Source organism: Amycolatopsis sp. cg5 (genome assembly GCF_041346955.1).
Lineage (GTDB): Bacteria > Actinomycetota > Actinomycetes > Mycobacteriales > Pseudonocardiaceae > Amycolatopsis.
The window spans coordinates 1,077,915-1,104,672 of record NZ_CP166849.1 but is presented as its reverse complement, the minus strand read 5'-3'; the positions used below and the strand labels follow the sequence as shown (position 1 = coordinate 1,104,672).

Here is a 26,758-nt window from a genome sequence, read left to right as displayed (position 1 = left end):
CCGCGCGGAACGCTCACGAGCCCTTAGCCCTTAGCCCTTGGTGCCTCGGACGGCGAGGCGGGCGACGTCCATGTAGAGGCAGCCTGCTGAGGTGGGTTGTGGTGTGCAGGAGAGCTGGGGGTAGAAGGACAGCTGGTTCGACAGGACGGTCAGCCTGACGAAACGCACCCCGGTCGTGGTGCCGGGGGCCAGGGTGAGTGCGTGGAGGGTGTTCAGGTCGGCGGGCTTGAAGTCGGCGGTGCCGGCCTTGACCCAGGTCGTGCCGTCGACCGAGGTCTCCACGGTCACCTCCTTGGCCGCGGCGGGTGGGTCGTCGCCGCAGTTGTTGGCGGGGTCGATCTCGATGGCGCTGACGTTGACCGGCCCGCCCAGCTTGACCGTGACGAAGCGCGACTGGATCGTGCCGTCGGGGTTGGCCTTCTTGTCGGTCGACCAGCCCGCGCTGCCGAGCGGTGAGGAACGCAGCAGGTCGCCGGGTCCGCAGCCGAACGGGGACCAGTCGACGCCGTTGAAGGCCTCGACGGAGGCGCCCGCCGTGTCGGCCGCCCAGTTCTGCCGCAGCTTCCAGTCGACCGTCGTGGTGCCCGAACGGACCGAGACCGCCCGGACTTCGCCGTCCGCCCCGCCGCCGAAGGCGTAGACCTTCGGGTACGTGCCCGGCAGGACCCCGGGGATCTGGTAGGTGCCGTCGGCGCCGGTGACCGCGGCGAATGAGCCGCCGAACCCGGAATCGTGGCCGCCGAAGCGGACCGCGACGCCTGGCATCGGGGTGGCCGTGTCGGTGTTGACGATCTTGCCCGTGACGGTCGCGGCCGGCGTGCCCGCGGGCGGGGGCACCGAGAAGTCCTCGGCGGGCACGGTGTCGTCACCGGTGATCGAACCGGCGAAGAAGCCCATGCCCCTGGCGGCGAACGTCTTCCAGATCTTCGCCGCTGCCTGGCCGCCGTTGATCACCACGTCGGCCTGCAGGATCGAGTTGCGCATGTCCAGGAAGGACGGGGACGCGGGCGAAAGCTCCATCGCCCTGGTCACCAGCGCGCGGGTCAGCGGCACGCCGAGCGCCGAGCGCAGGTCCCACAGCGTGCTCGCCCAGATCTCGCCGTCGGCGTGCACCTCGGGGAACGGCAGGATGTGGCCGAGGTCGCCGTAGGTGTAGCCGCCAGGGCCGGCGCCCGGGGTGCCGGGGCACTTGGCCGAGGTGACCCCGACCGCGCAGTCCAGCGGCTGTGAGCGGGCCAGGCTCTCGCCGTTGCCCACGTAGTCGCCGACGACGATCTCGCCCGGCGCCGCGGTGTCCTTGACCAGGCCCTTGCCGACGAGGTAGTCGAAGGCGTACCAGTCGCTCCAGGCCTCCCCCATCGCGCCGGACTGGAACGAGTTCAGCGTGGAGTTGCCCAGCGCGTCGACGACCAGCCGGTTGGACAGGCCGTGTGTGTACTCGTGCTCGATGATGCTCGCGTCGTCCGCGGAGTTCGACGCGAGGAACGGGTCGGTCGGGTCCTTGGGGTTGTGGAACAGGAACATCCCCATGAACGGCGCCTGCCCGTCGGGCGGGGTGCCCATGAAGGCGTTGTCGTACGAGCCGGGGTTGCCCGCGGCGTTGAGCAGGGTGTGCACCTCGACCGCGTCGCCGTCGACCTTTTCGAAGTTGCCCGCGGCACGGGTGAAGCCGATCGGGAACGAGGCCAGGTGGTCGTGGAAGGTGCCGACGTAGGCCAGCGCCTGCACCGCGTTCTGCTCACGGTTCTTCGCCCACGAACCCGGCGTCTTCGGATCCCACGAGCACTGCCTCGCCGCCGAGCACGGCGCGCCTACGACGGCGTTGAAGTCGCTGAACTTGTACCGGAAACTGCCGTCCTTGTTCGGCCCGATCTCTTCTTCCGGCTGGAACTTCTGGTCGCCGTTGACGTCGGCGCCGACGTGCGCGACGTTGCCGTCGAGCGTCTTGGCGTCCGCGGGCAGCCAGCCCTTCTGGGTCAGGTTGACCTGCTCCTGCTTGCCGCCCGCCGGCGCGCCGGGGCTGACCTGCCAGGCGAGTCCCTTGGCGCCGTCGGCGTCCTCGTGCCGGTTCACCAGGTTCTTGCGGTAGAGCACGGCACCGGTCCGCGCGTCGGTCACCTGCTGGAACAGTTTGCCGGCACTCGGTCTGTCCAAAGTGGACCAAGCGGGGCGCACCCCGTCGGCGGTGAGGAAGCCGACCCGTTGCGAGTCCTTGCCGGGAGCGGCCAGCGTGGACGCGCCGAGCGACGACGGCAGGCCGCGCACGGGCGAGCCGTCCAGCTGGATCAGCCTGCCGTCCTTGGCGACGTGCGCCTTCAAACCATTGCCGAACAAGGGGATCCCGTCGACGACCTGGGTGAACGAGAGGTGATGGATCCCCTCGACGTCGACGTAATCCTTGCGCAGGTTCAGTTTCGTTCTGTCACTCGCGGATAGCCCGACCAGTCCTTCGTGTTCGGTCAAATAGCGCAGCACGACCTCACGGGGCGCGTCCTTGCTCGGTCCGGTGAGAAAACCGTCCGTACGAGCGAGAACCCTCGGCGTGCCGGTCAGCGCGTCGATGTCGATGCGGGCCTGCTGCCCGAGTTCGGCACGAGCCTGAGCGGTCGCGTCCGCCTGAAACGCAGACAGCTGGGCTTGCGCGTTCTGCGCGCGTGGGCTGGATCTGGCGGTGTCACGCACGTCGAAGTCCTGATCGGACCTGCTCGGCACCGCGTTGCCCGTTGTCGACGGTGGAGCGGCGTTCGCGACCGGCACGGTGGCCAGCCCGAAGATCATCACTGCGGTCGCGGCGTACACCGAGGCACGCGGACGCGACGACTTGAACGTCACGGAGACCCCTCTCTCAGTGGTGACGTAGACCATTCCTTCGTACCGATACAGCCCCGGTGTACATCAGCGCCGATCGGGTACGGGTGTGGTGCCTGACTGTGATCAACGGCTGCTCGCCTTGACATCCTTTGTGTGAACATGCCCCGAGATTACGAATTCGGACCCGGCACCACACTGCGGAAAACCGCAAACCGGCCTGCGGTTTTCCACAGGCGGAAGCGCACCCCTGACGAAAGTAAGGGTCTGGACCTGTCCGAAGTCCGCTGCCCGGCGGCACCGCCGCGAACCACACTGATCCGCATGATCACAGTGAGCGGTTTGACGAAACGCTATGGGGAGAAGACCGTCGTCGACGACCTGGGTTTCCTGGTGGAACCCGGCAAGGTCACCGGCTTCCTCGGGCCCAACGGCGCCGGGAAGTCGACCACGATGCGGATGGTGGTCGGGCTCGACAAGCCGGCCTCGGGGCACGCGCTCGTCGGCGGCAAGCGGTACGCCGATCTCGCGTATCCGCTGCGTGAGATCGGCGCGCTGCTCGACGCCAAGGCGGTGCACCCCGGCCGCAGCGCGGGCAAGCACCTGCTGGCGATGGCGCGCAGCAACGGGATTCCGGCGAGCAGGGTCGAGGAAGTGCTGGCGACGGTCGGGCTGAGCGACGTCGCGGGCAAGCGGGCCGGGCAGTTCTCACTCGGGATGGGCCAGCGCCTGGGAGTCGCCGGCGCGTTGCTGGGTGACCCGGCGGTGCTGATGTTCGACGAGCCGGTCAACGGCCTCGACCCGGACGGCGTGCGCTGGATGCGCCAGCTGATGCGGTCGCTGGCCGCCGAGGGACGGACGGTGTTCGTGTCGAGTCACCTGATGAGCGAAATGCAGCTCACCGCCGATCGGCTCGTCGTGATCGGCAAGGGGAAACTCCTCTCCGACGCGCCGATCGACGAGTTCATCGCGGCCAACTCGCGCAGTGTCGTCGAGGTCCGGCTGACCCGGCGCGAGGATGTAAACACACTGGCCGCGCGCCTGCGCGCAGACCGGATCCGCTTCGAGACGGACGGCGAGAACGAGCTGCTGGCGCACGAGACGTCCGTCAAATACGTGGGGGATCTGGCGTACGACCTCGGCCTGCGGCTGCATGGGCTCGCCGAACGCACGGCCTCGCTGGAGCAGGCGTACATGGAGCTGACCGCGAACTCGGTGGAATACGGGGCGGTGGCGTGAGGATCTTCGCACTCGTCGCGGCACTGCTGCTGACACTGGCCGCGCCCGCTTCGGCGGCGCCGCTTTCACTGTTGAAGCCGACCGGGCATTACCCGATCGGGCTGCGGACCATGGCGCTGACGGATCCCGCCCGCGCCGACCACTGGCGGCCCCAAGAGCGGCGCACGCTGATGGTTTCCTTGTGGTACCCGGCGATCCCGGTCGGCGAACCCGGCCGCTACATGACACGGGCCGAGTCCGCGGTGACCGTCAAGCAGTACGGGCTGCCGGAAGACACGCTGTACCGGCTTCGCACGCATTCACGGGCAGACGCGCCCGCGTTGCCATCAGCGCGAGGCTGGCCGTTGGTCGTGCTGTCACCGGGCGCGGGCAACAGCCGGACCACGCTGACCACGCTCGCCGAGCAGCTGGCTTCGCAAGGCTTCGTAGTCGCCGCGATCGACCACGCTTACGAAGCGTTCAACGTCGAGTTCCCCGGCGGCCGGATGCTGACCTGTCTCCCCTGCGCAGCGGAGGGAAACCCGTGGCCTGCCGGGATCGAGAGCCGAGCCGGTGACGTGTCGTTCGTGCTGGATTCCCTGCTGGGACAGCGTTCCCCGCACATCGACCGCGAGCGGATCGGCATGGCCGGGCATTCCGCGGGTGGCGCGGCGGCGGCTCTCGCGATGGCGGCGGACCGGCGGATCAAGGCCGCCATCGATCTCGACGGGCCGTTCTACCGCCCGGTCGCGCTCGACCGGCCGTTCGCGTTGTACACCAGCCCCGTCGGCGAGGAGGAGTTCGGCGCGGGCTGGGACGAGAACTGGCCGCGGCTGACCGGCTGGAAGCAGCGCCGGTTCCTGCCGGAGACCGGGCACTCGTCGTCGACGGACACCGGCTACCTGATCACCGAAACCGGCCTGAAGGACAAGGTGCCCGCGACCACGTGGAGCAGGTTGTACGGCTCGATCGACCCGGCCGCCGGGCTGCGGTTCTTCCGCGACGAACTGACCGATTTCTTCGAAGACAAGGTGGGGGCATGAGCAAGCTGGGCGACGCGGTCGCGTCGGAGTGGACGAAGTTCTGGTCGGTGCGGGCGACCTGGTTGTCGCTGGCGGCGTCGGCGGTGCTGATGACCGCCTACAGCGTGATGGGCGGCCTGGTCATCGCGCGGGACGGGGAAACGGGCTCGGTGCGCTCGATCGCGATCAACGGGGCCTTTTACATGGCTCAGTTCCCGGTGATCGCGGTCGCGGCGCTGTTCGTGACCAGCGAGTACGCGAGTGGCAGCATCCGCTCGTCACTGCTCTGGGTGCCGGTACGCAATCGTTTACTTCTCGCCAAGGCCACTGTGCTACTGCCGGTGCTGTTCGTGCTGGGCGCGGTGCTCGCCGGACTGTCCATGGTCGTCGGCGGCGTGCTGGCGGGTGCTCACGCGATCCCCGTCCCGGCGGGCCAGATCGTGCTGACGATCGCCGGGATGGCGGCGTACTTCGCGCTGCTCGGCGTGCTGTGCCTGGGTATCGGCACGGCGCTGCGGTCCACGGCGGGCACGATCGTCTCGGTGATGGTGCTGCTGCTGATGCTGCCCATGCTCGTCGGGGCGCTCGGCGCGAACGCGCTGGTCGACTACTTCCCCGGCTTCGCAGGTGTCAACGGGATGCTGCCCGAGGGCGAGATGAACCCGATCTTCCACACGCCGACGGTCTACGCGCCCTGGATCGGCACGCTGTCCTGTGCGGCCTGGAGCGTGGCCGCTCTCGTGGCAGGCAGCGTGGTTCTCCGCAAGCGCGACGCTTAACCGACTAGCCCCGCTTCATAAGCGACTATGGCCGCTTGGACGCGATTCTTCGCGTCCAAGCGGCCTAAAATGCTGCTTACGTAAGCCTTGACAGTGCCTTCGACGACAAAGAGCTTCGCCGCGATGTCCGCATTGGACAGTCCAGAGCCCAGCAACGCCAGCACTTCTTGCTCACGAGGCGTCAGCGAGGCGACCTGCGCGCGTGCCGTGGCCCCCCGGCTCAGCCGTCCTCCCGACAACTGCGCGATGACCCGTTGCGCGATCTTCGGCGACAGGAAAGCCGCACCGTCAGCCACCGCGCGAATGCCGGCGAGCAGCTCACGCGGATCGCCGGACTTGAGCAGGAACCCTGACGCGCCAACCGAAAGCGCGCGCTCGATGTAGGCGTCTTCGCCGAACGTGGTCAGCATGATCACGCCAGTCTCCGGACGGACGCGGCGGATCTCCTCCGCCGCGGCCAGACCGTCCAACGCGGGCATCTGGATGTCGAGCAGCGCCACATCGGGCCGGGTGCGCAGCACCTCGTCGACGGCGGCGCGCCCGTCCGAGACCTCCGCGACCACCTCGACCCGCTCGTCACTGCCCAGAATGGCGGCGACGCCCGCACGGATCAGCGGCTCGTCGTCAGCCAGCACTACGCGGATCACTGCTCTCCTTCAACACGTCCTTGAACACGAGCTTGCCGTCGATGAAGCACAGCCGGTACGCCTCGTAAGTCGAAGTGAACAGGCTGCGGCCGTTGCCGTAGAACACGCACTCCGCGCCTGCCGGGGCAAGCGGCTGGTCGCGATACGGCCGCGCCAAGCGTTGCCTGCCGGGGAAGAACGGCTCGATTTCCGCGCGTGGCTGGCCGATCCGGAACGAGTCGTAGGCCGACGGTTCGAGTTCCGAGCCGTACCAGCCGTACAGGAACGCGATCCCGCTGATCGCGCCGACGCCCACGAACAGCGACGCGGGCACCAGCACCGCCTGGAGCAGGCTGCGCCGCACTTCGCGGCGAGCGCGTTCGAGGCCGAGCACGGCGTCGGAAACGTCGACCGGGCCAGGCGAACCGGCGTGCGGCAACGTCGCTTCGACGACGAAACCGCCGTTCGACGGCTCAGCACGGAAAGTGCCGCCGACGACGCGGACCCGCTCTCGCAACCCGACCAGCCCGTGACGGCCAGAGGCCGCGCCGGGTAGCGGCCCGGCGGGCGGCGGCGCATTGACCACCGACACCGTCGTCTCGTCCGCGCCGGCCTCGACCGTGACCACGGCCGCGGCGCCGGGCGCGTGCTTCGCGACGTTAGTCAGCGCCTCCTGCACCACGCGATACGCCGCGCGCTCCACCATCGCGGGCACACCACTGAGATCGTCCACAGTGGACGTGATCGCCAGTCCGGAGGCGACGGAGCGCTCGACCAGCTCGGGGATGCTCTCGTGCGCGGCGGGCGCCTCGTTCTCTCGCAGCACCCCGATGATCTGTCCCAGCTTGTCTATCGCGGTCGCCGCGCTCTCCCGCAGCTCACCGGCCGCCCGGCTCTGTGCCTCCCCCAGCCCGCCCGCGACCTCGAGCGCGGCCGCCCGCACGGCGATCAGCGAAAGCTCGTGGCCCAGCGAATCGTGCATGTCACCGGCGATCCGCGCCCGCTCACGCAGCCTGGCCTGGTCCGCGACCAGCCGCTGACGGCTCTCGATCTCCTCCGCACGCTGCCAGCCGCTGCGCGCCAGCTCGTCGCGCAGCCGCACGTACCGGCCCAGCTGCCAGGGGAACAACGCCGCGAACCCGATGACGCTCAGCATCATCGCCCAGCCGTCGATCCCCTGTGCGCCTGCCCCGAACGCGACCGGTACACAAAGGACACAGACGACCACGAAGATCACCAGCGCCGGTTTCGCCGTGCGCATCCGCCGCCCGGCGAAGTAGGCCATCGTGACCATGACGAACACCGGCCAGATCGGCACCCGGCCGCCGTGGTCGATCACCATCGCGATCCCGGACGAGGTGGCCGCCGCCAGCGAGACCACCGGACAGCGCCTGGTCGTGGCCACCGCCGTGGTGATCGTCGCGACGCCGAAGACGAACTCCCACGGCGAGGCGGCGTGCATGCTGTCGGCGAAGAGCAGCCAGCTCAGCGCGAGCCAGAGCAGCGCGTCGAGCGCCAGCCCGCCCCGTCGTTTCCACCAGTCACGCACGGTCTCGACGCTACAAGCTCAGGTCTCGCGCCGCCCTGGACGAAAGTAAGGACTTCACGTCGTGGCCTTGACGAACGCCAGCACCTGCGGCCAAGAGACCGCGTACGCCGACGCGTTGACGGGATTCGCGTGCCTGCTCCGGTTGCTGAACCCGTGTTCGGCGTCGGGATAGACCTGCGCGATGGTCGCGCCAGCCGCACGCGACTCCAAGGCGTCACGCAGGCGGACGTAGACCGGACGCGGGACCAGCTCGTCGGCCGTCGGGTACAGCACCATCGCGGGCGCGGCGATCGCCGGGGCCTCGGCGACGGCGTCGAGCACGTGGTGCGGCGGCAGCTCGGGATAGATGGTCGGGTGGTACGCGACGACGTTCGACACGCGGTCGTCGCGCGCGCCGAGCAGCAGCGCGAACCGGCCACCGAGGCACCAGCCGATCACCCCCGCGCGCGTGCAGCCGAGCTCCCCGAAGAGGTGGTCGAGCAGCGCGCGCTGCTCACCGAGGCACTGCTCGTCGTCCTGCGCGCCGAGCAGCTCGAACAGCTCCTCGATCGGCGTGTTGTCCGCGTTCTTCCCGTGCCAGGTGTCCCACACCAGCGCGGTCACGCCCTGCTCGGCGAGCTCGTCCGCCCAGTCACGCAGCTGCTGCCCGATGCCGGTGATCATCGGCAGCAGGAGCATCCCTGACGCCGACCCACCGGCGGGCCTGGCGAGATAAGCGCTGAGGTCTCCGACACGGACAGTGGCCTTATCAACGGTCATGTCGCCGAACTTAAGGCATGATGATCGACCATGGCGGCACGTCCTCTGGCCGAGCAACTCGGCGGCGCGGTACCCGCGGGCATCGAAGCACTCGAGCCCGCCGAACGCGACGATCTCGCCCAGGCACTGCACGACGCCAGGAAACGGCAGTCCAGAGCACTCGCGAAGGCGGGCGAAGAGGGGCTCAAGTACGTGCCGGCGCTGCTGCGCGGCGCGGTGCGCAAAGTGGTCGGGCTATGAGCGAGGCGGAAGTCCTCAAACTCGCCAGGCTGCTGGGCGACTCGCCGGACCGGTTCGCGTACCTCAACGACGTCGACCCCGATGACCTGCGGAAATTGCGCGAACAGGTCACTGACGTGCTGTTCGACGCCGACCTGCAGGTGCTGCAGCGGATGGCGATGGCCACCAGGGTCATCCCGGCGCCGGTGCTCGCGAAGATCGGCGAGAAGGTGTTCGGCCCGCTGCTCTGCGCGCGGATCGCCGGGCTGGTGGACGTCTCGCGCGGCGTCGACGTCGCGAAGCGGCTGACGCCGAAGTTCCTCGCGGACGTCGCCGTCGAGCTGGACCCGCGGCGGGCCAGCCGGATCATCGCCGACATCCCGCCCGCGACCGTCTCGAAGGTCGCGGCGGAGCTGGTCGGGCGTGAGGACTGGATCACGGTCGGCCGGTTCGTCGGGCATCTGCCTGACGGCACTGTCAAAGCTTGCCTAGCCGTTATAGACGACCCAGCGCTCTTGCAGATCGCTTACGTCATAGACGACAAGAGCCGCATCGACCACGTCGTCGGGCTCTTGCCGTCAAAGAGGCTGGCAGGCCTCGCCGAGGACGCCGACGAGGCTCTGCTTGAGAACCTCGTAGAGCACCTCAGCGAGGCCAACCTGGCCAAGCTCACACGACGATGAGATAGATCCCGTAGAGCACGATCGCCGCGCAGACGGCGAAACAGGCCACCGACGCGGTCATCGCGGCCGTCCCGGAGCCGCCCTCGGCGCGCGCGTCCGCGTGGCTGGACAGCCCGCGGACACCGAACGAGAACAGCGTGGTCAGCACCAGCACGGTGCCCAGCGAGATCGCGAAGACCTCGAACAACCCAGTCCAGTTGATCTTCACGCCACACCTGCCGGGATCGGTTCGGGCTGCTCGGCGATCGAGTTCGGGTCGACCGGGTTGCGCTTGGACACCAGGTAGATCGCGATGGCGATGCCGACACCGGCGACGCCGACCAGCAGCGTGCCCCAGTCGCCCTTGGTGGCGACCGCGGCGGCCACCGCGCCGACGATGGCCGCGGCGGGCAGGGTCAGCAGCCACGCCAGCACCATCCGGCCTGCGACGCCCCAGCGGACCTCGGCGAGCCTGCGCCCGACCCCGGAGCCGATGATGCCGCCGGAGCAGACGTGCGTCGTCGACAGCGCGAAGCCGAAGTGCGAGGACGCCAGGATGACCGCGCCCGCCGTCGCCTCGGCCGCGAAGCCTTGCGGCGTCTGGATTTCGGTGAGCTTGCGGCCCATGGTCTGGATGATCCGCCAGCCACCGAGGTAGGTGCCGAGCGCGATCGCGCCGCCCGCCGCGAGGATCACCCAGATCGGCGGGCTCGACCCGGCCGCGAGCGAACCGGACGAGATCAGCGTCAGCGTGATGATGCCCATCGTCTTCTGCGCGTCGTTGGTGCCGTGCGCGAGCGAGACCAGCGAGGCCGAGAGCACCTGGCCGCTCTTGAACGCCTTGCCGACCACTTCCTGCCGCGCGCGCTGGGTGATCCGGTAGACGACGAAGGTGCCGATGGTCGCGACCAGCCCGGCCACCAGCGGCGACGCGACCGCCGGGATCAGCACCTTCTCGACGACCTTGGCGAAGTGGATCGCGTCGGCGCCCGCCGCGATCCAGGTGGCGCCGATCAGCCCGCCGAACAGCGCGTGCGACGAGCTCGACGGCAGCCCGACCAGCCAGGTGAGCAGATTCCAGATGATGGCGCCGACCAGACCGGCGAAGATCACCGCCGGGGTGATCTTCAACTCGTCGACGATGCCGCCCGAGATCGTCTTGGCGACTTCGATCGAAAGGAACGCGCCGACCAGGTTGAGCACAGCGGAAAGGCCGACCGCGATCTTCGGTCTGAGCGCCCCGGTCGCGATGGAGGTGGCCATCGCGTTCGCTGTGTCGTGGAAGCCATTGGTGAAGTCGAAAGCCAGCGCCGCGACGATGACTACGATGACGATCAGCGAGTAGTCCACAGTGTTCCAGGCTACCGATCGGGTGACTCAGCCCCGATAGCGTCACGGTGTCGTCTTCCTGAACACAAGATGAATTCGCTTGCGCCTCAAGGGAAATACCGGCCGTGGCGCCGGACATTCGTTGTCAGCGACGCCACGGACGGGTGGGTCAGAAGTTGATGTAGAGCGGGTTGGTCCAGCCTTGGCGGCACGTGTGGCTGCCCGTGCCGCTGAGGTCACAGCCTTCGACGGTCACCCGGTACAGCCCAGAGCCGATGGTCGGCACCGTCAACCAGCCATCGGACCGGCCGACGCCGCCGACCAGGCCGACCCGGTACTCCCGGTCCAGACCTCGGTCCTGGCCGTTGTACCGCACATTGAGCGGCCAGTCGTCGTAGTTGTACTCGTGCGTCGAACCCCACTGGAAAAGGAGCTGGCCGTTCTGCTTGTACAAGGTCTGCACCGACTGCGGGCCGGTGCTGGGCGACCAGGTGATGATCCCGCGCTCAAATCACCAGCGCCAGCGCCGCGAGCGCGACGCGGACAAATGATTTCATTGCCGGATTTCTCCTGCCTGGTAGTGAATTCGGTGCGCGGCGCCACGCGATTTCACTATGGCAGCGGAAATTCGGGGGCAGCGGGTCTTGGCCTCAAGAGGGCAAGATCATCTCACTTTGGGGCAGCCGGAAAGCCGCCTTCAGCGAACCCGAATGCCGAGGCGCCAGACATTCCTGGTCAGCGGCACACCGGGCCGGTAGGCCAGATGAGTGACCGAAGGCGCTTCGAGTACCTGGAAGTCGGCACGCGCACCAGGGCTCAGCACGCCAACATCCTCGCGGCGCAACGCTTCCGCGCCGCCCGCGGTGGCCGCCCAGACGGCCTCGTCGATCGTCATGCGCATCTGCAAAACGGCCGTAGCCACACAAAACGCCATCGAGGTCGTATAAGAACTGCCCGGGTTCGCGTTGCTGGCGAGCGCCACGGTCGCACCGGCGTCGAGAAGCCTGCGAGCGGGCGCGAGTGGCTGCCTGGTCGACAAATCGCAAGCGGGCAAAAGGGTCGCGACCGTTTCCGAAGCCGCCAAGGCTTCGACATCGTCATCTGTCAAATAGGTGCAGTGGTCGACGCTCGCCGCGCCGAATTCGACGGCGAGCCGGACACCGGGGCCTTCGCCGAGCTGATTCCCGTGCACGCGCAAGCCGAGCCCACGCTCTTGCGCGGCCTTCAGCACCCGCGCGGTCTGGGCCTCGTCGAACGCGCCGGTCTCGCAGAAGACGTCAGCCCAGCGGACCTGATCGGCGACGGCGTCGAGCATGTCGCCGCAGACGAGATCCACATAGGATTCCGCGTCCGCGCCGGGCGGCACCAGATGCGCGCCGAGGAAGGTCACCTCGTCGGCGACCTCGGCGGCGATCCGCGCCGAGCGGGCCTCGTCTTCGACGTTGAGCCCGTAGCCGGTCTTGGTCTCCAGGCACGTGGTGCCCTGCTGGGCGGCCTCGTCGACGTGGCGGCGCAGGTTCGCGGCCAGCTCGTCGTCGGAAGCGGCGCGCGTGGCGCCGACGGTGACGGCGATGCCGCCCGCCGTGTACGGCTTCCCGGCCATCCTGGCCTCGAACTCGGCGGTCCGGTCACCGGCGAAGACGAGGTGCGTGTGGCTGTCGACCCAGCCGGGCAGCACCGCGCGGCCGTCGACGTCGACGCGTTCGTCGGCGGCGGGCGCGTCGGCGGCGGCGCCCACCCAGACGACCCGGTCGCCGGAGAACACCAGCGCGGCGTTCGTCAGCTTGCCCAGGTCCTCGTCGTTGGTGGTGAGCTCGCCGATCCCGGTTACGAGTGTTGCCACAGTGCGTCGATCTCCTTCGCCAGCACGGATTCCGGTGCTTCGACCGCCAGGTGCACGCGGTCGCGGACGACCCAGCGGCCCGCGACGAGCACGTCGCGCACATCAGCCCCAGACGCCGCGTAGACCGTACCCGAAGGCTCGGTGCCCACGGTCCTGATCGATTCGAGATCGATATTGACCAGATCGGCGCCGTGGCCCGCGGCGAGCGCGCCGACCTCGTCCCAGCCGATGGCCGCGTGGTCGGTCGCGGCCGCCATCAGCTCGTCGACACTGAATCGACCGCGCGACTCGCTGGCCAGGCGCTCGTTGAGCTCCAGCGCGCGCGTCTCCTCGAAGGCGTCGACGACGGCATTGCTGTCGCTACCCAGGCAGAGCCCGACTCCGGCGTCGAGCAGCGCACGCGCCGGGCCGATGCCGTCGCCGAGGTCCCGCTCGGTGGTCGGGCAGAAACACGCGCGAGCGCGCGCGGCGCCGAGCTGCCGGATGTCGCTTTCGGTGAGGTGCGTGGCGTGCACGGCGGTCAACCGTTCGCCGAGCGCGCCGTGCTCGGCGAGCAGGCCGGTCGGGGTGAGGCCGTACGCCGCGAGGCACTGCTCGTTCTCTGCGCGCTGCTCGGACAGGTGCACGTGGAGCGGCCTGTCCTGCTTGCGCACCAAGGAGATCTGGTCGGCCGGGACCGCGCGGACCGAGTGAATGGCCGCGCCGACGCGGAAGCCGTCGGTCTCCCGGAGTTCGCTGACCCGTTCGGCCCAGCGCTGCGCGGAGCCGTCGGAGAACCGCTGCTGGACCTCGTCGGGTGCGACGCCGATGCCGCCCGCGAGGTAACAGGTGTCGAGCAGGGTCAACCGGATCCCGGCGTCGGCGGCGGCGCGTTCGAGCGCGGCGCCCATCGCGTTCGGGTTGGCGTACGGCGTGCCGCCCGGCGCGTGGTGCAGGTAGTGGAACTCGCCGACGCTGGTGTAGCCGGCGAGCACCATCTCCGCGTAGACACCGCGCGCGAGCCGGTAGTACGCGTCGGGGTCGAGCCTGGCGGCGAGCGAGTACATGCGCTCGCGCCAGGTCCAGAACGTCCCGCGCTCGTGGTGCGTGCGGCCGCGCAGCGCCCGGTGGAAGGCGTGGGAATGGCCGTTCGCCATGCCGGGCACGGTCAGTCCGGTGAGGACGTGGCCCTCGCGCGGCTGTCCCGGCAGCACGGAGTCGAACCGGTCGCCCTCGATCTTGATCAGGACCTCGCTGGCGACCCCGTCCGGGAGCCACGCGTACTCACACCACAGTGTCGTCATGTCGACATGTGCTCCACAACGGTCGCCAGCGCCCGCGCGCCGTGGTCGACGTCTTCCGCCTCGGCGAATTCCTCGGGCGCATGGCTCACGCCAGTCGGGTTGCGCACGTACAACATCCCGGCCGGCACGAACCCGGCGAGGATCCCGGCGTCGTGGCCTGCGCCCGTCGGCAGCTCCGGCGCTCCGCCGAGCCACTTCCCGAGATCGTCACGCAGCGCGGCGTCGAAGGTCACCGTGTCCGAATAGGACTCTTCGGCGATCTCGACCAGGCAGCCCTCTTCGGCGGCGACTTCCTTTGCCAGCGCACTGAGTTCTGACACCAGCGCGCGCGTCCGGTCGCCGCCGGGCACCCGCGCGTCGAGCCAAATGTCCACAGTGGACGCGATGACGTTCGTGCCACCGGGCGTCGGCACGAGACGGCCGACGGTGGCGCGTCCGTCACCGGTCGCCTTCGCCACCCGGCGGGCGGCCGCGACCATGGCCGCCGCGGGCAGCATCGGGTCGTGGCGATCGCCGATCAGTGTCGCGCCGGCGTGGTTTCCCTGTCCGGAGAAGGAAAATCGCCAGCGGCCGTGCGCGATGACCGTGTCGCCGACGGCCACCGGCGAACCGAGGTCGATGAGACCGCGGCCCTGTTCGACGTGCAGTTCGAGGAACCGGCCGATGCGGCCGAGCGCTTCGGGGTCGGCGCCGAACCGCTCGGGATCGTGGCCGGCCTTGGCCGAAGCCTCGGCGAACGTGATGCCGTCGGGGTCCTTCAGCGCCCGCGCCTTGTCGGCGTCGATCGTGCCCGTGAGCAGACGTGACCCGAGGCACGGGACGCCGAAGCGGCCACCTTCTTCTTCCGCGAACACGACGACGGCGAACGGCTTGGTCGGCCGGAAACCCTTGGCCTGCAAGATCTCCACCGCGTCGAGCGCGCTGACCACGCCGAGCGGTCCATCGAAAGCGCCGCCGCCAGGCACGGAGTCGAGATGGCTGCCGGTGACGACCGCGTCCGGGCCGGGGGTTCCCCACCAGGCCCAGATGTTGCCGTTGCGGTCGGTCTCGACGTCGAGCGAAAGCCGCTGCGCACGCTCGACGAACCAGGTGCGCAGCTCGCCTTCGGCCTGATCGAAAGCGTGACGGGAGTACCCGCCGCGCTTGCGATCGCGGCCGACGTCGGCGATTTCGCCCAGCAGCGAAGTCGCGGTCACTCAGCGTCCTTCATCGGAATCGTCACGCCGCGCTCGTCCGCGACGTCCGACGCCCGGTCGTAGCCCGCGTCGACGTGGCGGATGACGCCCATGCCCGGGTCGTTGGTGAGCACCCGCTCCAGCTTCTGCGCGGCGAGCGCGGTGCCGTCGGCGACGCTGACCTGGCCGGCGTGGATGGAGCGGCCCATGCCGACCCCGCCGCCGTGGTGGATGGACACCCAGCTGGCGCCGGACGAGGTGTTGACCAGCGCGTTCAGCAGCGGCCAGTCGGCGATGGCGTCGGAGCCGTCGGCCATGCCCTCGGTCTCGCGGTACGGCGACGCGACGCTGCCGGAGTCGAGGTGGTCGCGGCCGATGACGACCGGGGCCTTGAGCTCGCCGCTGGCGACCATCTCGTTGAACCGCAGGCCCGCGAGGTGCCGCTCGCCGTAGCCGAGCCAGCAGATGCGCGACGGAAGGCCCTGGAAGGCGACGCGCTCACCGGCGAGCCGGATCCAGCGGGCGAGGGATTCGTTCTCCGGGAACAGTTCCAGCATCGCGCGGTCGGTGGCCGCGATGTCCTCGGGGTCACCGGACAGCGCCGCCCAGCGGAACGGGCCGTTGCCCTCGCAGAACAGCGGGCGGATGTAGGCGGGCACGAAACCGGGGAAGTCGAAGGCGCGCTCGCAGCCGCCGAGCTTCGCCTCGCCGCGCAGGGAGTTGCCGTAGTCGAAGACCTCGGCGCCCTTGTCGAGGAAGCCGAGCATGGCGTCGACGTGGTCGGCCATCGACTCGCGCGAGCGGTCGGTGAACTCGTCGGGCTTCTTCGCGGCGTAGTCGTGCCAGTCGTCGACGCTGATGCCCTTGGGCAGATAGGAAAGCGGGTCGTGCGCGGAGGTCTGGTCGGTGACGATGTCGACCTCGACGCCCCGGCGCAGCAGCTCCGGCAGGATCTCGGCGGCGTTGCCGACGACACCGACCGACAGCGCGCGCTTGTCCTTCTTCGCCGCCTCGACGCGGCGGATCGCGTCGTCCAGGTCGTCCGCGACCTCGTCGAGGTACCGGGTCTCGACGCGGCGGTGCGCGCGGTGCGGGTCGACCTCGATGCAGAGCGCGACGCCGTCGTTCATCGTGACGGCGAGCGGCTGGGCGCCGCCCATGCCGCCGAGGCCGGCGGTGACGGTCAGGGTGCCCTTGAGCGTTCCGCCGAAGCGCTTCTTGGCGACCGCGGCGAAAGTCTCGTAGGTGCCCTGCAGGATGCCTTGCGTGCCAATGTAAATCCAGGAGCCCGCGGTCATCTGGCCGTACATGGTCAGGCCCTGCTGCTCCAGCCTGCGGAACTCGGGCCAGGTCGCCCAGTCGCCGACGAGGTTGGAGTTCGCGATGAGCACGCGCGGCGCCCACTCGTGCGTGCGGAACACGCCGACCGGCTTGCCGGACTGGACGAGCAGTGTCTCGTCGGCTTCCAGGTCGGTGAGCTCACGGGTGATGGCGTCGAAGCTGGCCCAGTTACGGGCGGCCTTGCCGGTGCCGCCGTAGACGACCAGGTCGTCGGGGCGCTCGGCGACCTCGGGGTCGAGGTTGTTGTGGAACATCCGCAGCGCGGCTTCGGTCTGCCAGTTCTTGGCGGTGAGCTGCGTGCCGCGGGCGGCGCGGACCGGACGGGCGGTGCTGGTCATGAGGTCCTCCAGAGTTCGGCAGGGGTGTAGCCGGTGGCATTTAGCGGGCTTTACTCCGGATCGCGCTTCGCGCTCACAGAGTAAAGCCCGCTAAATGCGAGCGGCGTCGAGAACGGCGCCGGAGCGGACGAGTTCTTCGGCGGCGGCGATTTCAGGGGCGAGGTGGCGGTCGGGCCCGGGGCCTTCGACCTTGGTACGCAACAGATCCCGGACCCGGCCGGTGACCGGCGACGGCTCCAGCGGGGCGCGCATGTCGAGCGCGCGTGCCGCGGTGAGCAGCTCGATGGCGAGCACGGTGGTCAGCCCGTCGACGGCCTTGCGCAGCTTGCGCGCGCTCGACCAGCCCATCGAGACGTGGTCCTCCTGCATCGCGCTGCTCGGGATCGAGTCGACCGACGCGGGCACGGCGAGCCGCTTGAGCTCGCTGACCACGGCGGCCTGGGTGTACTGGGCGATCATGTGCCCCGAGTCGACGCCGGGGTCGAACGCCAGGAACGGCGGAAGGCCGTGCGAGCGCGTCTTGTCGAGCATCCGGTCGGTGCGGCGCTCGGCGATGCTGGCGACGTCCGCGAGCGGGATCGCCAGGAAGTCGAGCACGTAGGCGACCGGCGCGCCGTGGAAGTTGCCGTTGGACTCGACGCGGCCGTCTTCCAGCACGACGGGATTGTCCACAGCGGACGCCAGCTCACGGCTCGCGACCAGTTCGGCGTGCGTGAGGCTGTCGCGCGCGCCACCGTGGACCTGGGGCGAACAGCGGAGGCTGTAGGCGTCCTGGACACGGTTGCAGTCGGGACCGCGGTGGCTCTCGACGATCTTGGAGCCCTGAAGCGCCTGGAACATCCTGGCGGCGCTCGCGGCCTGGCCGGGGTGCGGGCGCAGCGCCTGCAGGTCGGCGGCGAACGCCCGGTCCGTGCCGAGCAGCGCCTCGACGCTCATGGCGGCGGTGATGTCGGCGATGTCCAGCAGCTTGCGCAGGTCGGCGGCGGCGAGCAGCAGCATGCCGAGCATGCCGTCGGTGCCGTTGGTGAGCGCGAGGCCCTCCTTCTCGGCGAGCACGACCGGCTCGATACCCGCGTGCTCCAGCGCGTCGGCGGCGTTGACGAGTTCGCCGTTGTACTCGACCTCGCCCTCCCCCATCAGCGCGAGCGCGACGGCGGCGAGCGGCGCGAGGTCACCGGAGCAGCCGAGCGAGCCGTACTCGTGCACGATCGGGGTGATCCCGGCGTTGAGCAGCGCGGCGAGTGTGTTCGCGGTACCGGGCCTGACGCCGGTGAAGCCGCTGGCGAGCGTCCTCAGGCGCAGGAGCATGAGAGCGCGGACGACCTCGGTCTCGACGTGCGCGCCCGCGCCCGCCGCGTGTGAGCGGATGAGGCTGCGCTGCAGCGCCGTCCGGCTCTCCCGCGGGATGTGCCGGGTGGCGAGCGCGCCGAACCCGGTGCTGACGCCGTACGTGGGCGTCACGGCGTGCGCGAGGTCCTCGATGTGCTGGCGCTTCTCGGCGAGCCTGGTCTCGGCGGCCCCGGTCAGCCCGACCGGCGCGAACTCCCGCGCGACCGCGACCACCTGCTCGGCACTGAGCGGCTCCGACCCCAGTAACACTTTTTCCGGCATGCCCCTATTGGACAACCCGGCCCACCCGGGTGAACATCACCCGAAGGCGTCTTCCGTCTGGTATCCCAGACCCGAGGCCTGTCATTACCCCAATGCGTCGTTCGGTCCTTCGGAGGTCCCCAATGCGTCCTTCGGTCCCTGGCAGGTCCCCAATGCGTCCTTCGGTCCCTGGCAGGTCCCCAATGCGTCCTTCGGTCCCCAGCAAGCCCCCAATGCGTCCTTCGGTCCCTAGGAGGTCCCCAATGCGTCTTTCGGCACCTTCGGCCGGGCGAGAGGAGGTGGGCGCATGGGCAGGAGCAGCGACGTCCCGGCGCTGAGGCACGGGCTGGCGATACTCAGGGTCCTGGCCAGCAGGCCGGGCCCGGTCAGCGCCGCGACCATCGCGCGCGAGCTCGAACTGCCCCGATCCACGACGTATCACCTGCTCGCCGAGCTGAGCGACGCCGGTTTCGTGGCGCATTTGCCCGCGGAACGCCGGTACGGCTTGGGAATCGCGTCGTTCGAGCTGGGCTCTGCCTATCTCAGGCATGATCCGCTGGAGCGGCTCGCCGGGCCGTTGCTGCGCAAGCTCGTCGACAAGGTCGGGCACACCGCGCACCTCGGTGTGTTGCACGGCAACGAATCCCTGTACCTCATCAAGGAACGCCCGGTGAAACCCGAGACGCTGGTGACCGAGGTCGGTGTGCGGCTGCCCGCGCAGCTGACCGCGTCAGGCCGCGCGATACTCAGGCATCTCGAAGCGCCGCACGTGCGCGCGCTTTTCCCATCCGCAAGCGCTTTCGTGCTGCGGACTCGACGAGGCCCCAGAAGTCTCGCCGAACTCCGCCGGACGCTGACCGCCGAGCGCAGGCTCGGGTGGGCGGTGGAGGACGGCAATGTCACCGAGGGGTTCGCTTCGGTGGCCTGCCCCGTTTTCGATCACGGCGGTCGGCCGCTGGCGGCCATCAGCGTCACCCTCCGGCATCATTGTGCTACCGAAGGGTGCGCTGAAACGTGGCCTGATCTCGCGGGGGAGGTCGGGAAGACGGCGCGGGAGCTGACGCGCCGGATCGGGGGTCAGCCCGCGTGAGCCGCGCGGCGGCCCTCGGAGGCCTCGAGGCCCAGCATGGCGAGCAATTCCGCGCACTCGATCGCGTCCGAGGCGTGTCCTGCCACGGTGCGGGCCGCGCGGCCGTTCTGAACTGACATGTGTGCGTGTTCTTCCGCGCGGATTCCCGCGAGGAGGCCCTGCTCTTCCGTCGGGGAGGAATGCCTAGCCCAGGTCATCTAGCACCTTCTTCCGGCCCGCGACGGATCGCGGCGGGCCATGGTCGGGACCTCAGCATGACACTGCACCACCCGAATGTCCTAACGTCGTGCCAAAGCGAGATCAAACAATTAGCCCAACTCAGCGAGCAGAACGGACTTTCCGAGCCATCGGCAGGCACTCAGCGCGACCTCGACGTTGAGCCGGTCGTCGCGGATCGACCAGCCCAGCACCTCCTCGGCCTTGCGTAGCCGGTACTGCACGGAATTCTTGTGAATTCCCAGCTGGACGGCCGCAGCGGCGTAGCTCCCGCCACACGATAGGAAGGCGTGCACGGTCTCTCGGAGGCGCGCGTGCGGCTCGTCGTCGAGCGCCAGATCACCGAGCACGTCCTGGACCCAGTGACGGGTCGCTTCCAGGTCCGAACACATCAGCGCGACCGGCCCGACGTCACCGAAAGCGGTGAACGACGGCGCGGGTGCGCGGCCCGCGACGGCTACTGCCTGTGCCTGAACGGCTTGCTGGTGTGACCGCCGGAACCCGCGGACGCCACCGCCGGGCGCGCCGACGGCGACGCGCACCGGGGTCTCGCCGAGATCGGCGGCCGCCGCCATGGTGTCGGTGTCCCAGCCGGCGCGCTGGCCGAGCGGCAGCCAGACCCACGCGCTCAATTCGTCCCATGGCACGAACAGCGGGCGGATGAGGCAGCCGAGCCGTTCGCCGAGTGTGCGCACGACGCGTTCCAGCGTCGGCAGCAGGCTTTCGCCTGCGGTTTCGCGGTCGCCCCACAGGACGAGCCCGAGATGCTGCTGCCGGAGCCGGTAGCCGAGCACGTTTTCGGTCGCGTCCAGATCGAGAGCGCGGCCCTCGACCAGATCGCGCACCCGCGCCGCGCGCACCGCGCCCTGGTTCAGCGCCCAGCGGTCGCGTTCGTCCTCGTACTCCGCGACCACGCGCTGGGTCGCGCGGTCGATGTACGCCGACGTGACGCCCACAAGTTCTTGTGCCGCAGCGGAAACGACGATTCCCTCGCCGCTCTGGTGCTTGAGCTCTTCAAGACACCAGCGGAGGAAACTGTCCTGCGCCAAGCGATAACACCGCACGAGCGCGTCGACGGGGATGGCGCGCTGGGCCAATCGCCGCGCGTAGTCGACGGCGGCGGCGGGCGTCTCCGCGCGGGTGACGTCGGTGCGATGTCCCAGTACGTAAAGCAAAGTCGCGACGTTGGCCTCGACGCTCGCGGCAAGCGCTTGCAGCAATCGCTCATCGCCGCCGAGGTACTCGATCTCGGCGGACAGCCTGCCGCGCAGATCCTCGGTGATGGACGGCAGGTTCACGCTCATCGCGGAGGCGATCGCGGTCACCGTCTCCGCAACTTCCGCCGATTCGCCTGCGGCTTCGTTGCGAATAACGCGCACGGGTTCACCGTACGCCGCCCCGCCGCACCAAGTAAGGTTCGTCACACTCACCGCGGCCCCCGCTTCACCTGCGCCTACGACGCGATCAATCACACCGCGTCGCCAATCACACTCCCACTGTGACAGTCGGGTTCCACTGTGCGCGCGGCACGGCTTTGCGGAAAATCTTGGTCGCCGCGACCAAAAACCGGGTTCGCCCAGCCCAGTACCGGATTCCCGGCGCCGGTCGGGCGGCCGCGCCGGAGAAGACGATCACTCGCCGTCCCGGCGACGGTTTTCCTTGTTTCACCCCAATAGCCGAACACCGGAGCCACCCGGTTGGCCTATCGGAAGTCGATCATCGCTCCGATGTGGACGCTCGCATCCCGTCGAGGATGAGCGCCAGCCCGTGCTCGAAGCGCCGGTCGTGGTCGCCGGCGGCGAGCACGGCGTCGTGCGCCATCGGAAACCGCGCCGGGTCGGGCGGCACCGGCGCTTCCGCGCGGTTGGCCGCCTGCTGCTGTTCGAGCGTCGCGCCGAGCACGAAGTCGGTGAGCACCCCGATCCCGCGCAACGCGGCGTCCGGTGTGAAGCCCGCCTTGCCGAGCATTGCGAGGATGCCTTCGACGTACTCCCACCGTTCCCCGATCGGCCGGGCCGCGCTCGCGAGCAACGCGCCGTCGCGATGGGCGAGCATGCCGCGCCGGATCCGCCTGGCCATCCAGGCGAGCCAGGCGTCCCACTCCGCGCCGGGCCCCGGCGCGCCTTCGAGTCCGTCCATGGCGGCCATGGCCGCGGCGTGCATTTCGTCGAGCAGGTCCTGCTTGTTCTTGAAGTGCCAGTACAGCGTCGGCGCCTGGATGCCGAGTTCCCTGGCGAGCTTGCGCAGCGACAGGTTCTCCAGCCCGACCTCGTCGAGCAACCGCAAGGCCGTCTTGACGACCTCTTCGCGCACCAGGGCCATAACACTCCTTCCATAACCCGAACATTAATCTAACAGTGTTCGAGAAGGATCGCCGAGCGGGGTCCGGCCGACTATTCCGGCGACACCGGGTAATGGGCGCGGGAATTGCACCACCGGTTTCTCACGGAGCGATAATGCGCCCTACGCAACGGCATGACATGAGCATGTCCACTGGGCTGGAACGGTTCAGCGACTTTGGTCGGATGACAGCAGGTAATTCCTTGACCAAACGGACTACCGGACTTATGGTCTAGACCACATTCAAGTGAGCCGCTCCCCTATTCGCCGAACACCGTTGTTCCGCCGTTTGGAGCCTTCGATGAACCTGAAGCGCAAACTCGCCGTCGCCGCTGGGGCATTACTGGCCCCGATCGTCGTGATCGCCGTTCCGGTGGGAACGGCCAGTGCGCACGGCTACGTTTCGTCACCGCCGAGCCGCCAGGCCAACTGCGCGCAAGGCAAGGTGTCGAACTGTGGCCCGATCATTTACGAACCCCAGAGCGTGGAAGGCCCCAAGGGGCTGACCAGCTGCAATGGCGGTCTCTCGCAATTCGCCCAGCTCGCGGACGAAAGCAAGAACTGGCCTGCGAGTTCGGTCAACGGCACCGTCAACTTCACCTGGACGCTGACCGCGCGTCACGCGACCAGCACCTGGGAATACTTCATCGGCGGCACCAAGGTCGCCTCGTTCAACGACGGCGGGGCCCAGCCGGGCGCCACCAAGACCCACGCGGTCAATCTGAGCGGTTTCTCCGGCCGCCAGAAACTGCTGGCCCGGTGGAACATCGCCGACACCGCCAACGCGTTCTATTCGTGTGTCGATTTGCAGATCGGCGGTGGCGGAAACCCGACAACCCCGACGACACCGCCGACCACGACAAGCAATCCGCCGACCACCACGCCGACCACCTCTCAGCCGCCCGCGGGCGGAACTTGGAAGGTGAATACGGCTTACTCGATCGGCTCGACGGTCACTTACGGTGGCGCGACCTATAAGTGCATTACCGCGCACACCTCGCTGCAAGGCTGGGAACCGCCCAACGTCCCCGCACTGTGGCAGCAGCAGTGAAGTTCCGTATCGCGCTGGCCGCCGGTCTCCTCACCCTCACCGGGTGCGGGGCCGGCGGCCCCGCCGCGCCCGCCACCGAGTTCAACCCGACCGACGTGATGTTCCTGCAGATGATGATCCCGCATCACCAGCAGGGCATCGACATCGCGCGGCTGGCGAAGGAACACCACCTGCGCCCCGAGATCCAGGTGCTCGCGAACGCCATCGACGTGACCCAGGTCAACGAGGTCGCGGACATGAAGGCCTGGCTCGAAGGCTGGGCGCAGCCGCCGACCGCCGACGCGGCGCCGGACGCGCACGCCCACCACGGCGGCAACCGGCTGACCCCGCCGGACGAGGTCGCCGAACTGAAAGCCGCGAAGCCGGAGGAGTTCGAGAAGCTGTTCGTCAACATCCTCACGGCGCATCAGCACAACGCGGTCGAGCTCGCGCAGACCGAAGCGGCCGGTGGCGCCGCCTTCAAGACCAAGGATCTGGCGAACCGGATCATCCAGTCGCGCACCGGGGAGATCAAGCAGCTACTGGGTTTTCTCGGCTGAGGGCACCAGGAACTGCTCGATCAGTCCCGGCAGCAGCTCGTCGGCGACGCGCAGCGCTTCCGCGGTTTCGACGTCGGGCACCGAGTAGTGCTGGTTCCCGGCCGCCGTGGTCGCGGTGAGCGTCGCCAGCCCGGCCCGGCGCTGGAAGAAGGACCGGCGCAGGTTCCAGCCGACGATCCCGTCGCGCGAGAGCACCACGCGCCGCCGCACGAGCGAGCCGTGCCTGCTGACCAAGGCCGGTCCGACGACCGCGTGCCCCAGGTTCCGGTAGCGGTCGAACGCCAGCGCGGCCGCGATCGGCAGCACGGCCAAGGAGCTCAGCGCGACGCCGAGCGTCACGACATCCATGGCCCACAACAGGAAAACGAGCCCGATCACCACCGCGGCGCCGACGAACGCCCTGGTGTACCGGCGACGCCGGGCCTGCGGCCCGTGCTGGACGAGGTCCGCGCCGAGCGGCTCGGGCGAACCCACGAGCACCGCGACCCGGACGGCTTCTTCGCGAGGCGCCGGCGGCAGCAGCACAGTGCCGCCTCGCTCGGCGCCATGCCCGACGCGCAGCCCGGTGGTGATCGCCAGCAGCTTCGCGCCGCGAACCAGCCGCAGCAGCAACGGTTCGCTGACCTCGACGCCACGCAGCCGCCGCTCTTCGATGGTCGTGGACCGCTTGTTGATCAGCCCGCGCGCGATGTGCAGCGTGCCGCTCTGGTGCCTGCTGAGCCGGAAGTTCCAGTACGCCAGCACGTAGCCGACGGTCGACGCGACGACCACCACGACGGCGAGCGCACCGACGATCTCGGCGATGTCCTGCGCCAGCGGCGCGTTCTCCAGGTGCCGGAAGATCACCCGCAGCGGCCCGAAGCGTTCGAGGTTCCCCTCCGACTCGGACAGCACCCGCGACAGCGCGGCGCCGATGACACCGACCGTGACCAGCCCGGACAACGTGAACGGCCCGAACCGGATCCACCGGGGATCGAGCGCGGCCAGCGGGGTTTCCGGTGACTGTGACGTTTCCGCGGCGGTGGGTGTTTCCGTGGTGGTGACGGGGCTGCGGTGCAACAGCTCGTCACGCAGCCGCTGTGCTTCTTCGGCGGTGAGCGCGTCGAGCTTGATGCCCTCGTGGCCCTTGTCGGACCGGCCGGTGCCGACGGTGACCGCGGCCAGCCCGAGCACCCGGTGCAGTGCCTGCGCGTCGATGTCGACGGTGCGCACCCTGTCGGTCGCCACGGTCAGCACTTGCTTGCGCAGCAAGCCTTTCCGGATCTGCACCTGCTGCGGGGTGACCCGGTAGGTGGTGGTGAACCACCGCAGCACGCCGAGCACGACGAGCAGCCCGACCCCGAACAGCGTCCACCACGGGCCGCGTCCGGTCGACGCGCCGACCACGAGGATCGCGAGCAGTCCCGGCAGCGCGCGCACGACCTCGTTGAGCGGGTGCACCAGCAGCATCTTCGGGCTGAGCTTGCGCCAGTCCGTTTCGACCTCGGCCGCGACCTCGGGCGGCGCCCACGGCGACGTCACGTCGCGTCCCCCTCGGACGCGACGGCGTTGCCGGTGAGTTCCTCGGCCGCCCGCTGGGCGGTTTCGTGGTCGAGGCCGTGGATCTTGATCGGCCCCGCCGACGACGCGGTGGTGACGGTCAGGTTCGCCAGCCCGAACATCCGCTCCAGCACCCCCCGTTCGCTGTCGACGGTCTGGATGCGCGAGACCGGCGCGATCCGCCATTCCTGGTCGAGCCAGCCCGACCGGGTGTAGACGGCGTCCGGCGTGATTTCCCAGCGGTGCACGGCGAACCGCCACCGCGGCATGACCACGACGTGCGCGACCGCGAGCGCGGCGGAGACCACCGCGACCACCACGTGCGGGGTCGCGGCGCCCTCGTCGTCGACCAGCAGCCAGACGACCTGCGCGCCGAACACGAAGACCCAGCTGAACGCGGCCCGGCACGCCCAGTACAGCTTCGCCTTCGGGCTCACCCGGTTGTGGGGCACCCGCAGTTCGAACCCGCCCCCTGTGTCACTCATGGCCCCACTCTAACAGTGTTCGAGACCGCGACGGCGGCGAACAGGTCATCCTCGGGCAACGTCGTCTCGACCAGCGAACGGGCCAGGTGGTAGTCCTCGGTCGGCCACGCCCGCTGCTCGATCTCCAGCGGGCACGACCGTTCGGGACCATCCGGGTTCACCTGGGTCTCGTGCGCGAGCAGCGCGCGCAGCCGCGTCGGGAACCACTCCGCGCACGACACCCGCGACGTGATCTCCCAACTCCGCATGGAGTCGTCCCAGCCGCCGAGCACCTCACCGTGCGGCGAGTACAGGCCCGCGGCCGTCATGGCGTCGTAGAGGGCTTGGAAGTACGCCTTGCTGAACGCACAGACGTAATAAAGCTTCTGTGGCTGCCAGGCTTCACCAGTACCCGGATAAAGCTTCGCGTCGCCCGCCGCGTCGAAAGCTTCCATCGCGACCTGATGGGTCTTGATGTGGTCAGGGTGCGGGTAGCCGCCGTTCTCGTCGTAGGTCACCACGACGTGCGGGCGGAACTCGCGGATCGCCCGCACGAGCGGCATCGAGGCGGTCTCAAGGTCTTCCAGCGCGAACGAGCCGTCTGGCACCGGCTCGCCGTTCTTAGGCAGCCCGGAGTCCATGAAGCCAAGAAAACGATGCTCGATCCCGAGGATCTCGCGAGCCCGTTCCATCTCGGCGCGGCGAAGCCTCGGCAGGTCGGCCCAGACCTCGGGCCGGTCCATCGCCGGGTTGAGCACGTCGCCGCGCTCACCGCCGGTCATGGTGCAGACCAGCACCTCGGCGCCCTCGGCCGCGTACTTGGCGAGCGTCGCGGCGCCCTTGCTGGACTCGTCGTCCGGGTGCGCGTGCACGGCCATCAACCGGAGGCCGGCACGCGAGCGGGAACTGGCTTCGGTCATCGACTTCTCCTCTTCTTAGGTCGAGCATAAAATTAGCTCGCCTCAGAAGTTAGGTCAA

At 69.1% G+C, this 26,758-nt stretch carries 26 protein-coding genes; 8 read left to right on the top strand and 18 right to left on the bottom strand.

Translation table 11 applies throughout. The annotated features are described in order from the left end of the window. Window positions 1–30: 30 nt before the first annotated feature. Entirely contained in the window at window positions 31–2,832 is a 2,802-nt protein-coding gene (locus AB5J62_RS05515; RefSeq protein WP_370947015.1) for a M36 family metallopeptidase, read from the bottom strand. Between the two features lie 300 nt (window positions 2,833–3,132). Between AB5J62_RS05515 and AB5J62_RS05510 the strand changes: the two genes are divergently transcribed. Genes AB5J62_RS05510 through AB5J62_RS05500 form a run of 3 tightly spaced genes read left to right on the top strand, consistent with a single transcriptional unit; the run spans window position 3,133 to window position 5,827 of the window. Continuing rightward, entirely contained in the window at window positions 3,133–4,047 is a 915-nt protein-coding gene (locus AB5J62_RS05510) for an ABC transporter ATP-binding protein (protein WP_370947014.1), read from the top strand. After that, window positions 4,044–5,069: an alpha/beta hydrolase family protein gene (locus AB5J62_RS05505; protein WP_370947013.1), complete on the top strand. Its 1,026-nt coding sequence runs from the start codon at window positions 4,044–4,046 to the stop codon at window positions 5,067–5,069. The genes AB5J62_RS05510 and AB5J62_RS05505 overlap by 4 nt, the downstream gene beginning before the upstream one ends. Next, a complete protein-coding gene (locus AB5J62_RS05500; RefSeq protein ID WP_370947012.1) occupies window positions 5,066–5,827 on the top strand; it encodes an ABC transporter permease in 762 nt (253 codons plus the stop codon). Before AB5J62_RS05505 ends, AB5J62_RS05500 begins: the two co-directional genes overlap by 4 nt. Here the strand turns inward: AB5J62_RS05500 and AB5J62_RS05495 are convergent. From AB5J62_RS05495 to AB5J62_RS05485, 3 genes are read right to left on the bottom strand one after another with little or no spacing between them, the layout of a single operon-like run. Next, window positions 5,824–6,474: a response regulator gene (locus AB5J62_RS05495; protein ID WP_370947011.1), complete on the bottom strand. Its 651-nt coding sequence runs from the start codon at window positions 6,472–6,474 to the stop codon at window positions 5,824–5,826. The genes AB5J62_RS05500 and AB5J62_RS05495 overlap by 4 nt on opposite strands. Then, complete coding sequence (locus tag AB5J62_RS05490) at window positions 6,452–8,002, bottom strand: sensor histidine kinase (protein WP_370947010.1); 1,551 nt, start codon at window positions 8,000–8,002, stop codon at window positions 6,452–6,454. The genes AB5J62_RS05495 and AB5J62_RS05490 overlap by 23 nt, the downstream gene beginning before the upstream one ends. A 54-nt stretch (window positions 8,003–8,056) precedes the next feature. Then, window positions 8,057–8,761 (bottom strand): dienelactone hydrolase family protein, encoded by a 705-nt coding sequence (locus tag AB5J62_RS05485; protein ID WP_370947009.1) that lies wholly within the window; start codon window positions 8,759–8,761, stop codon window positions 8,057–8,059. A 30-nt stretch (window positions 8,762–8,791) separates the two neighbouring features. Between AB5J62_RS05485 and AB5J62_RS05480 the strand changes: the two genes are divergently transcribed. Together AB5J62_RS05480 and AB5J62_RS05475 are read left to right on the top strand one after the other, a co-directional pair. Then, on the top strand, window positions 8,792–9,001 hold the full coding sequence (locus tag AB5J62_RS05480; protein WP_091295908.1) for a hypothetical protein: 210 nt from the start codon (window positions 8,792–8,794) through the stop codon (window positions 8,999–9,001). Continuing rightward, the gene (locus tag AB5J62_RS05475) at window positions 8,998–9,663 is read left to right on the top strand and encodes a hypothetical protein (RefSeq protein ID WP_370947008.1); all 666 of its coding nucleotides are present in this window, start codon (window positions 8,998–9,000) and stop codon (window positions 9,661–9,663) included. Before AB5J62_RS05480 ends, AB5J62_RS05475 begins: the two co-directional genes overlap by 4 nt. On the opposite strand, the gene AB5J62_RS05470 is transcribed toward AB5J62_RS05475, so the two are convergent. The 8 genes from AB5J62_RS05470 to hutH all read right to left on the bottom strand — a co-directional run bounded on the left by AB5J62_RS05470 (window position 9,650) and on the right by hutH (window position 18,562). Further along, window positions 9,650–9,871: a hypothetical protein gene (locus tag AB5J62_RS05470; protein ID WP_370947007.1), complete on the bottom strand. Its 222-nt coding sequence runs from the start codon at window positions 9,869–9,871 to the stop codon at window positions 9,650–9,652. The genes AB5J62_RS05475 and AB5J62_RS05470 overlap by 14 nt on opposite strands. After that, a complete protein-coding gene (locus tag AB5J62_RS05465) occupies window positions 9,868–10,992 on the bottom strand; it encodes an anion permease (RefSeq protein ID WP_370947006.1) in 1,125 nt (374 codons plus the stop codon). The genes AB5J62_RS05470 and AB5J62_RS05465 overlap by 4 nt, the downstream gene beginning before the upstream one ends. A gap of 148 nt (window positions 10,993–11,140) precedes the next feature. Beyond that, entirely contained in the window at window positions 11,141–11,425 is a 285-nt protein-coding gene (locus AB5J62_RS05460; RefSeq protein WP_370947005.1) for a hypothetical protein, read from the bottom strand. 243 nt (window positions 11,426–11,668) lie between these two features. Then, entirely contained in the window at window positions 11,669–12,814 is a 1,146-nt protein-coding gene (gene hutI, locus AB5J62_RS05455; RefSeq protein ID WP_370947004.1) for an imidazolonepropionase, read from the bottom strand. Beyond that, on the bottom strand, window positions 12,799–14,097 hold the full coding sequence (locus tag AB5J62_RS05450; protein ID WP_370947003.1) for a formimidoylglutamate deiminase: 1,299 nt from the start codon (window positions 14,095–14,097) through the stop codon (window positions 12,799–12,801). Before AB5J62_RS05450 ends, hutI begins: the two co-directional genes overlap by 16 nt. Then, entirely contained in the window at window positions 14,094–15,293 is a 1,200-nt protein-coding gene (locus AB5J62_RS05445) for an allantoate amidohydrolase (RefSeq protein ID WP_370947002.1), read from the bottom strand. Before AB5J62_RS05445 ends, AB5J62_RS05450 begins: the two co-directional genes overlap by 4 nt. After that, window positions 15,290–16,951 (bottom strand): urocanate hydratase, encoded by a 1,662-nt coding sequence (gene hutU, locus AB5J62_RS05440; protein ID WP_370947001.1) that lies wholly within the window; start codon window positions 16,949–16,951, stop codon window positions 15,290–15,292. Before hutU ends, AB5J62_RS05445 begins: the two co-directional genes overlap by 4 nt. A 90-nt stretch (window positions 16,952–17,041) precedes the next feature. Further along, window positions 17,042–18,562: a histidine ammonia-lyase gene (gene hutH, locus AB5J62_RS05435; protein WP_370947000.1), complete on the bottom strand. Its 1,521-nt coding sequence runs from the start codon at window positions 18,560–18,562 to the stop codon at window positions 17,042–17,044. Window positions 18,563–18,848: 286 nt separating this feature from the next. Between hutH and AB5J62_RS05430 the strand changes: the two genes are divergently transcribed. Next, window positions 18,849–19,631 carry an IclR family transcriptional regulator gene (locus AB5J62_RS05430; protein ID WP_370946999.1) on the top strand — a complete coding sequence of 261 codons (783 nt, stop codon included), beginning with the start codon at window positions 18,849–18,851 and terminating at the stop codon, window positions 19,629–19,631. On the opposite strand, the gene AB5J62_RS05425 is transcribed toward AB5J62_RS05430, so the two are convergent. The 3 genes from AB5J62_RS05425 to AB5J62_RS05415 all read right to left on the bottom strand — a co-directional run bounded on the left by AB5J62_RS05425 (window position 19,619) and on the right by AB5J62_RS05415 (window position 22,169). Further along, window positions 19,619–19,750, bottom strand: a complete 132-nt coding sequence (locus tag AB5J62_RS05425) for a hypothetical protein (protein ID WP_370946998.1) — start codon at window positions 19,748–19,750, stop codon at window positions 19,619–19,621. The two genes, AB5J62_RS05430 and AB5J62_RS05425, sit on opposite strands and share 13 nt — an antisense overlap. 189 nt (window positions 19,751–19,939) lie before the next feature. Then, the gene (locus tag AB5J62_RS05420; protein WP_370946997.1) at window positions 19,940–21,226 is read right to left on the bottom strand and encodes a PucR family transcriptional regulator; all 1,287 of its coding nucleotides are present in this window, start codon (window positions 21,224–21,226) and stop codon (window positions 19,940–19,942) included. A gap of 337 nt (window positions 21,227–21,563) precedes the next feature. After that, the gene (locus tag AB5J62_RS05415) at window positions 21,564–22,169 is read right to left on the bottom strand and encodes a TetR/AcrR family transcriptional regulator C-terminal domain-containing protein (protein ID WP_370946996.1); all 606 of its coding nucleotides are present in this window, start codon (window positions 22,167–22,169) and stop codon (window positions 21,564–21,566) included. 319 nt (window positions 22,170–22,488) lie between these two features. Between AB5J62_RS05415 and AB5J62_RS05410 the strand changes: the two genes are divergently transcribed. After that, window positions 22,489–23,238, top strand: coding sequence for a lytic polysaccharide monooxygenase (locus AB5J62_RS05410; RefSeq protein WP_370946995.1), 750 nt, complete (start codon window positions 22,489–22,491; stop codon window positions 23,236–23,238). Continuing rightward, window positions 23,235–23,777 (top strand): DUF305 domain-containing protein, encoded by a 543-nt coding sequence (locus AB5J62_RS05405; RefSeq protein ID WP_370946994.1) that lies wholly within the window; start codon window positions 23,235–23,237, stop codon window positions 23,775–23,777. Before AB5J62_RS05410 ends, AB5J62_RS05405 begins: the two co-directional genes overlap by 4 nt. Here AB5J62_RS05405 and AB5J62_RS05400 read toward each other — a convergent pair. Genes AB5J62_RS05400 through mca form a run of 3 tightly spaced genes read right to left on the bottom strand, consistent with a single transcriptional unit; the run spans window position 23,757 to window position 26,700 of the window. Further along, window positions 23,757–25,298, bottom strand: coding sequence for a PH domain-containing protein (locus tag AB5J62_RS05400; RefSeq protein ID WP_370946993.1), 1,542 nt, complete (start codon window positions 25,296–25,298; stop codon window positions 23,757–23,759). The genes AB5J62_RS05405 and AB5J62_RS05400 overlap by 21 nt on opposite strands. Further along, window positions 25,295–25,801, bottom strand: a complete 507-nt coding sequence (locus AB5J62_RS05395) for a PH domain-containing protein (protein ID WP_370946992.1) — start codon at window positions 25,799–25,801, stop codon at window positions 25,295–25,297. Before AB5J62_RS05395 ends, AB5J62_RS05400 begins: the two co-directional genes overlap by 4 nt. Continuing rightward, a complete protein-coding gene (gene mca, locus AB5J62_RS05390) occupies window positions 25,798–26,700 on the bottom strand; it encodes a mycothiol conjugate amidase Mca (protein ID WP_370946991.1) in 903 nt (300 codons plus the stop codon). The genes AB5J62_RS05395 and mca overlap by 4 nt, the downstream gene beginning before the upstream one ends. Between the last annotated feature and the right edge of the window lie 58 nt (window positions 26,701–26,758).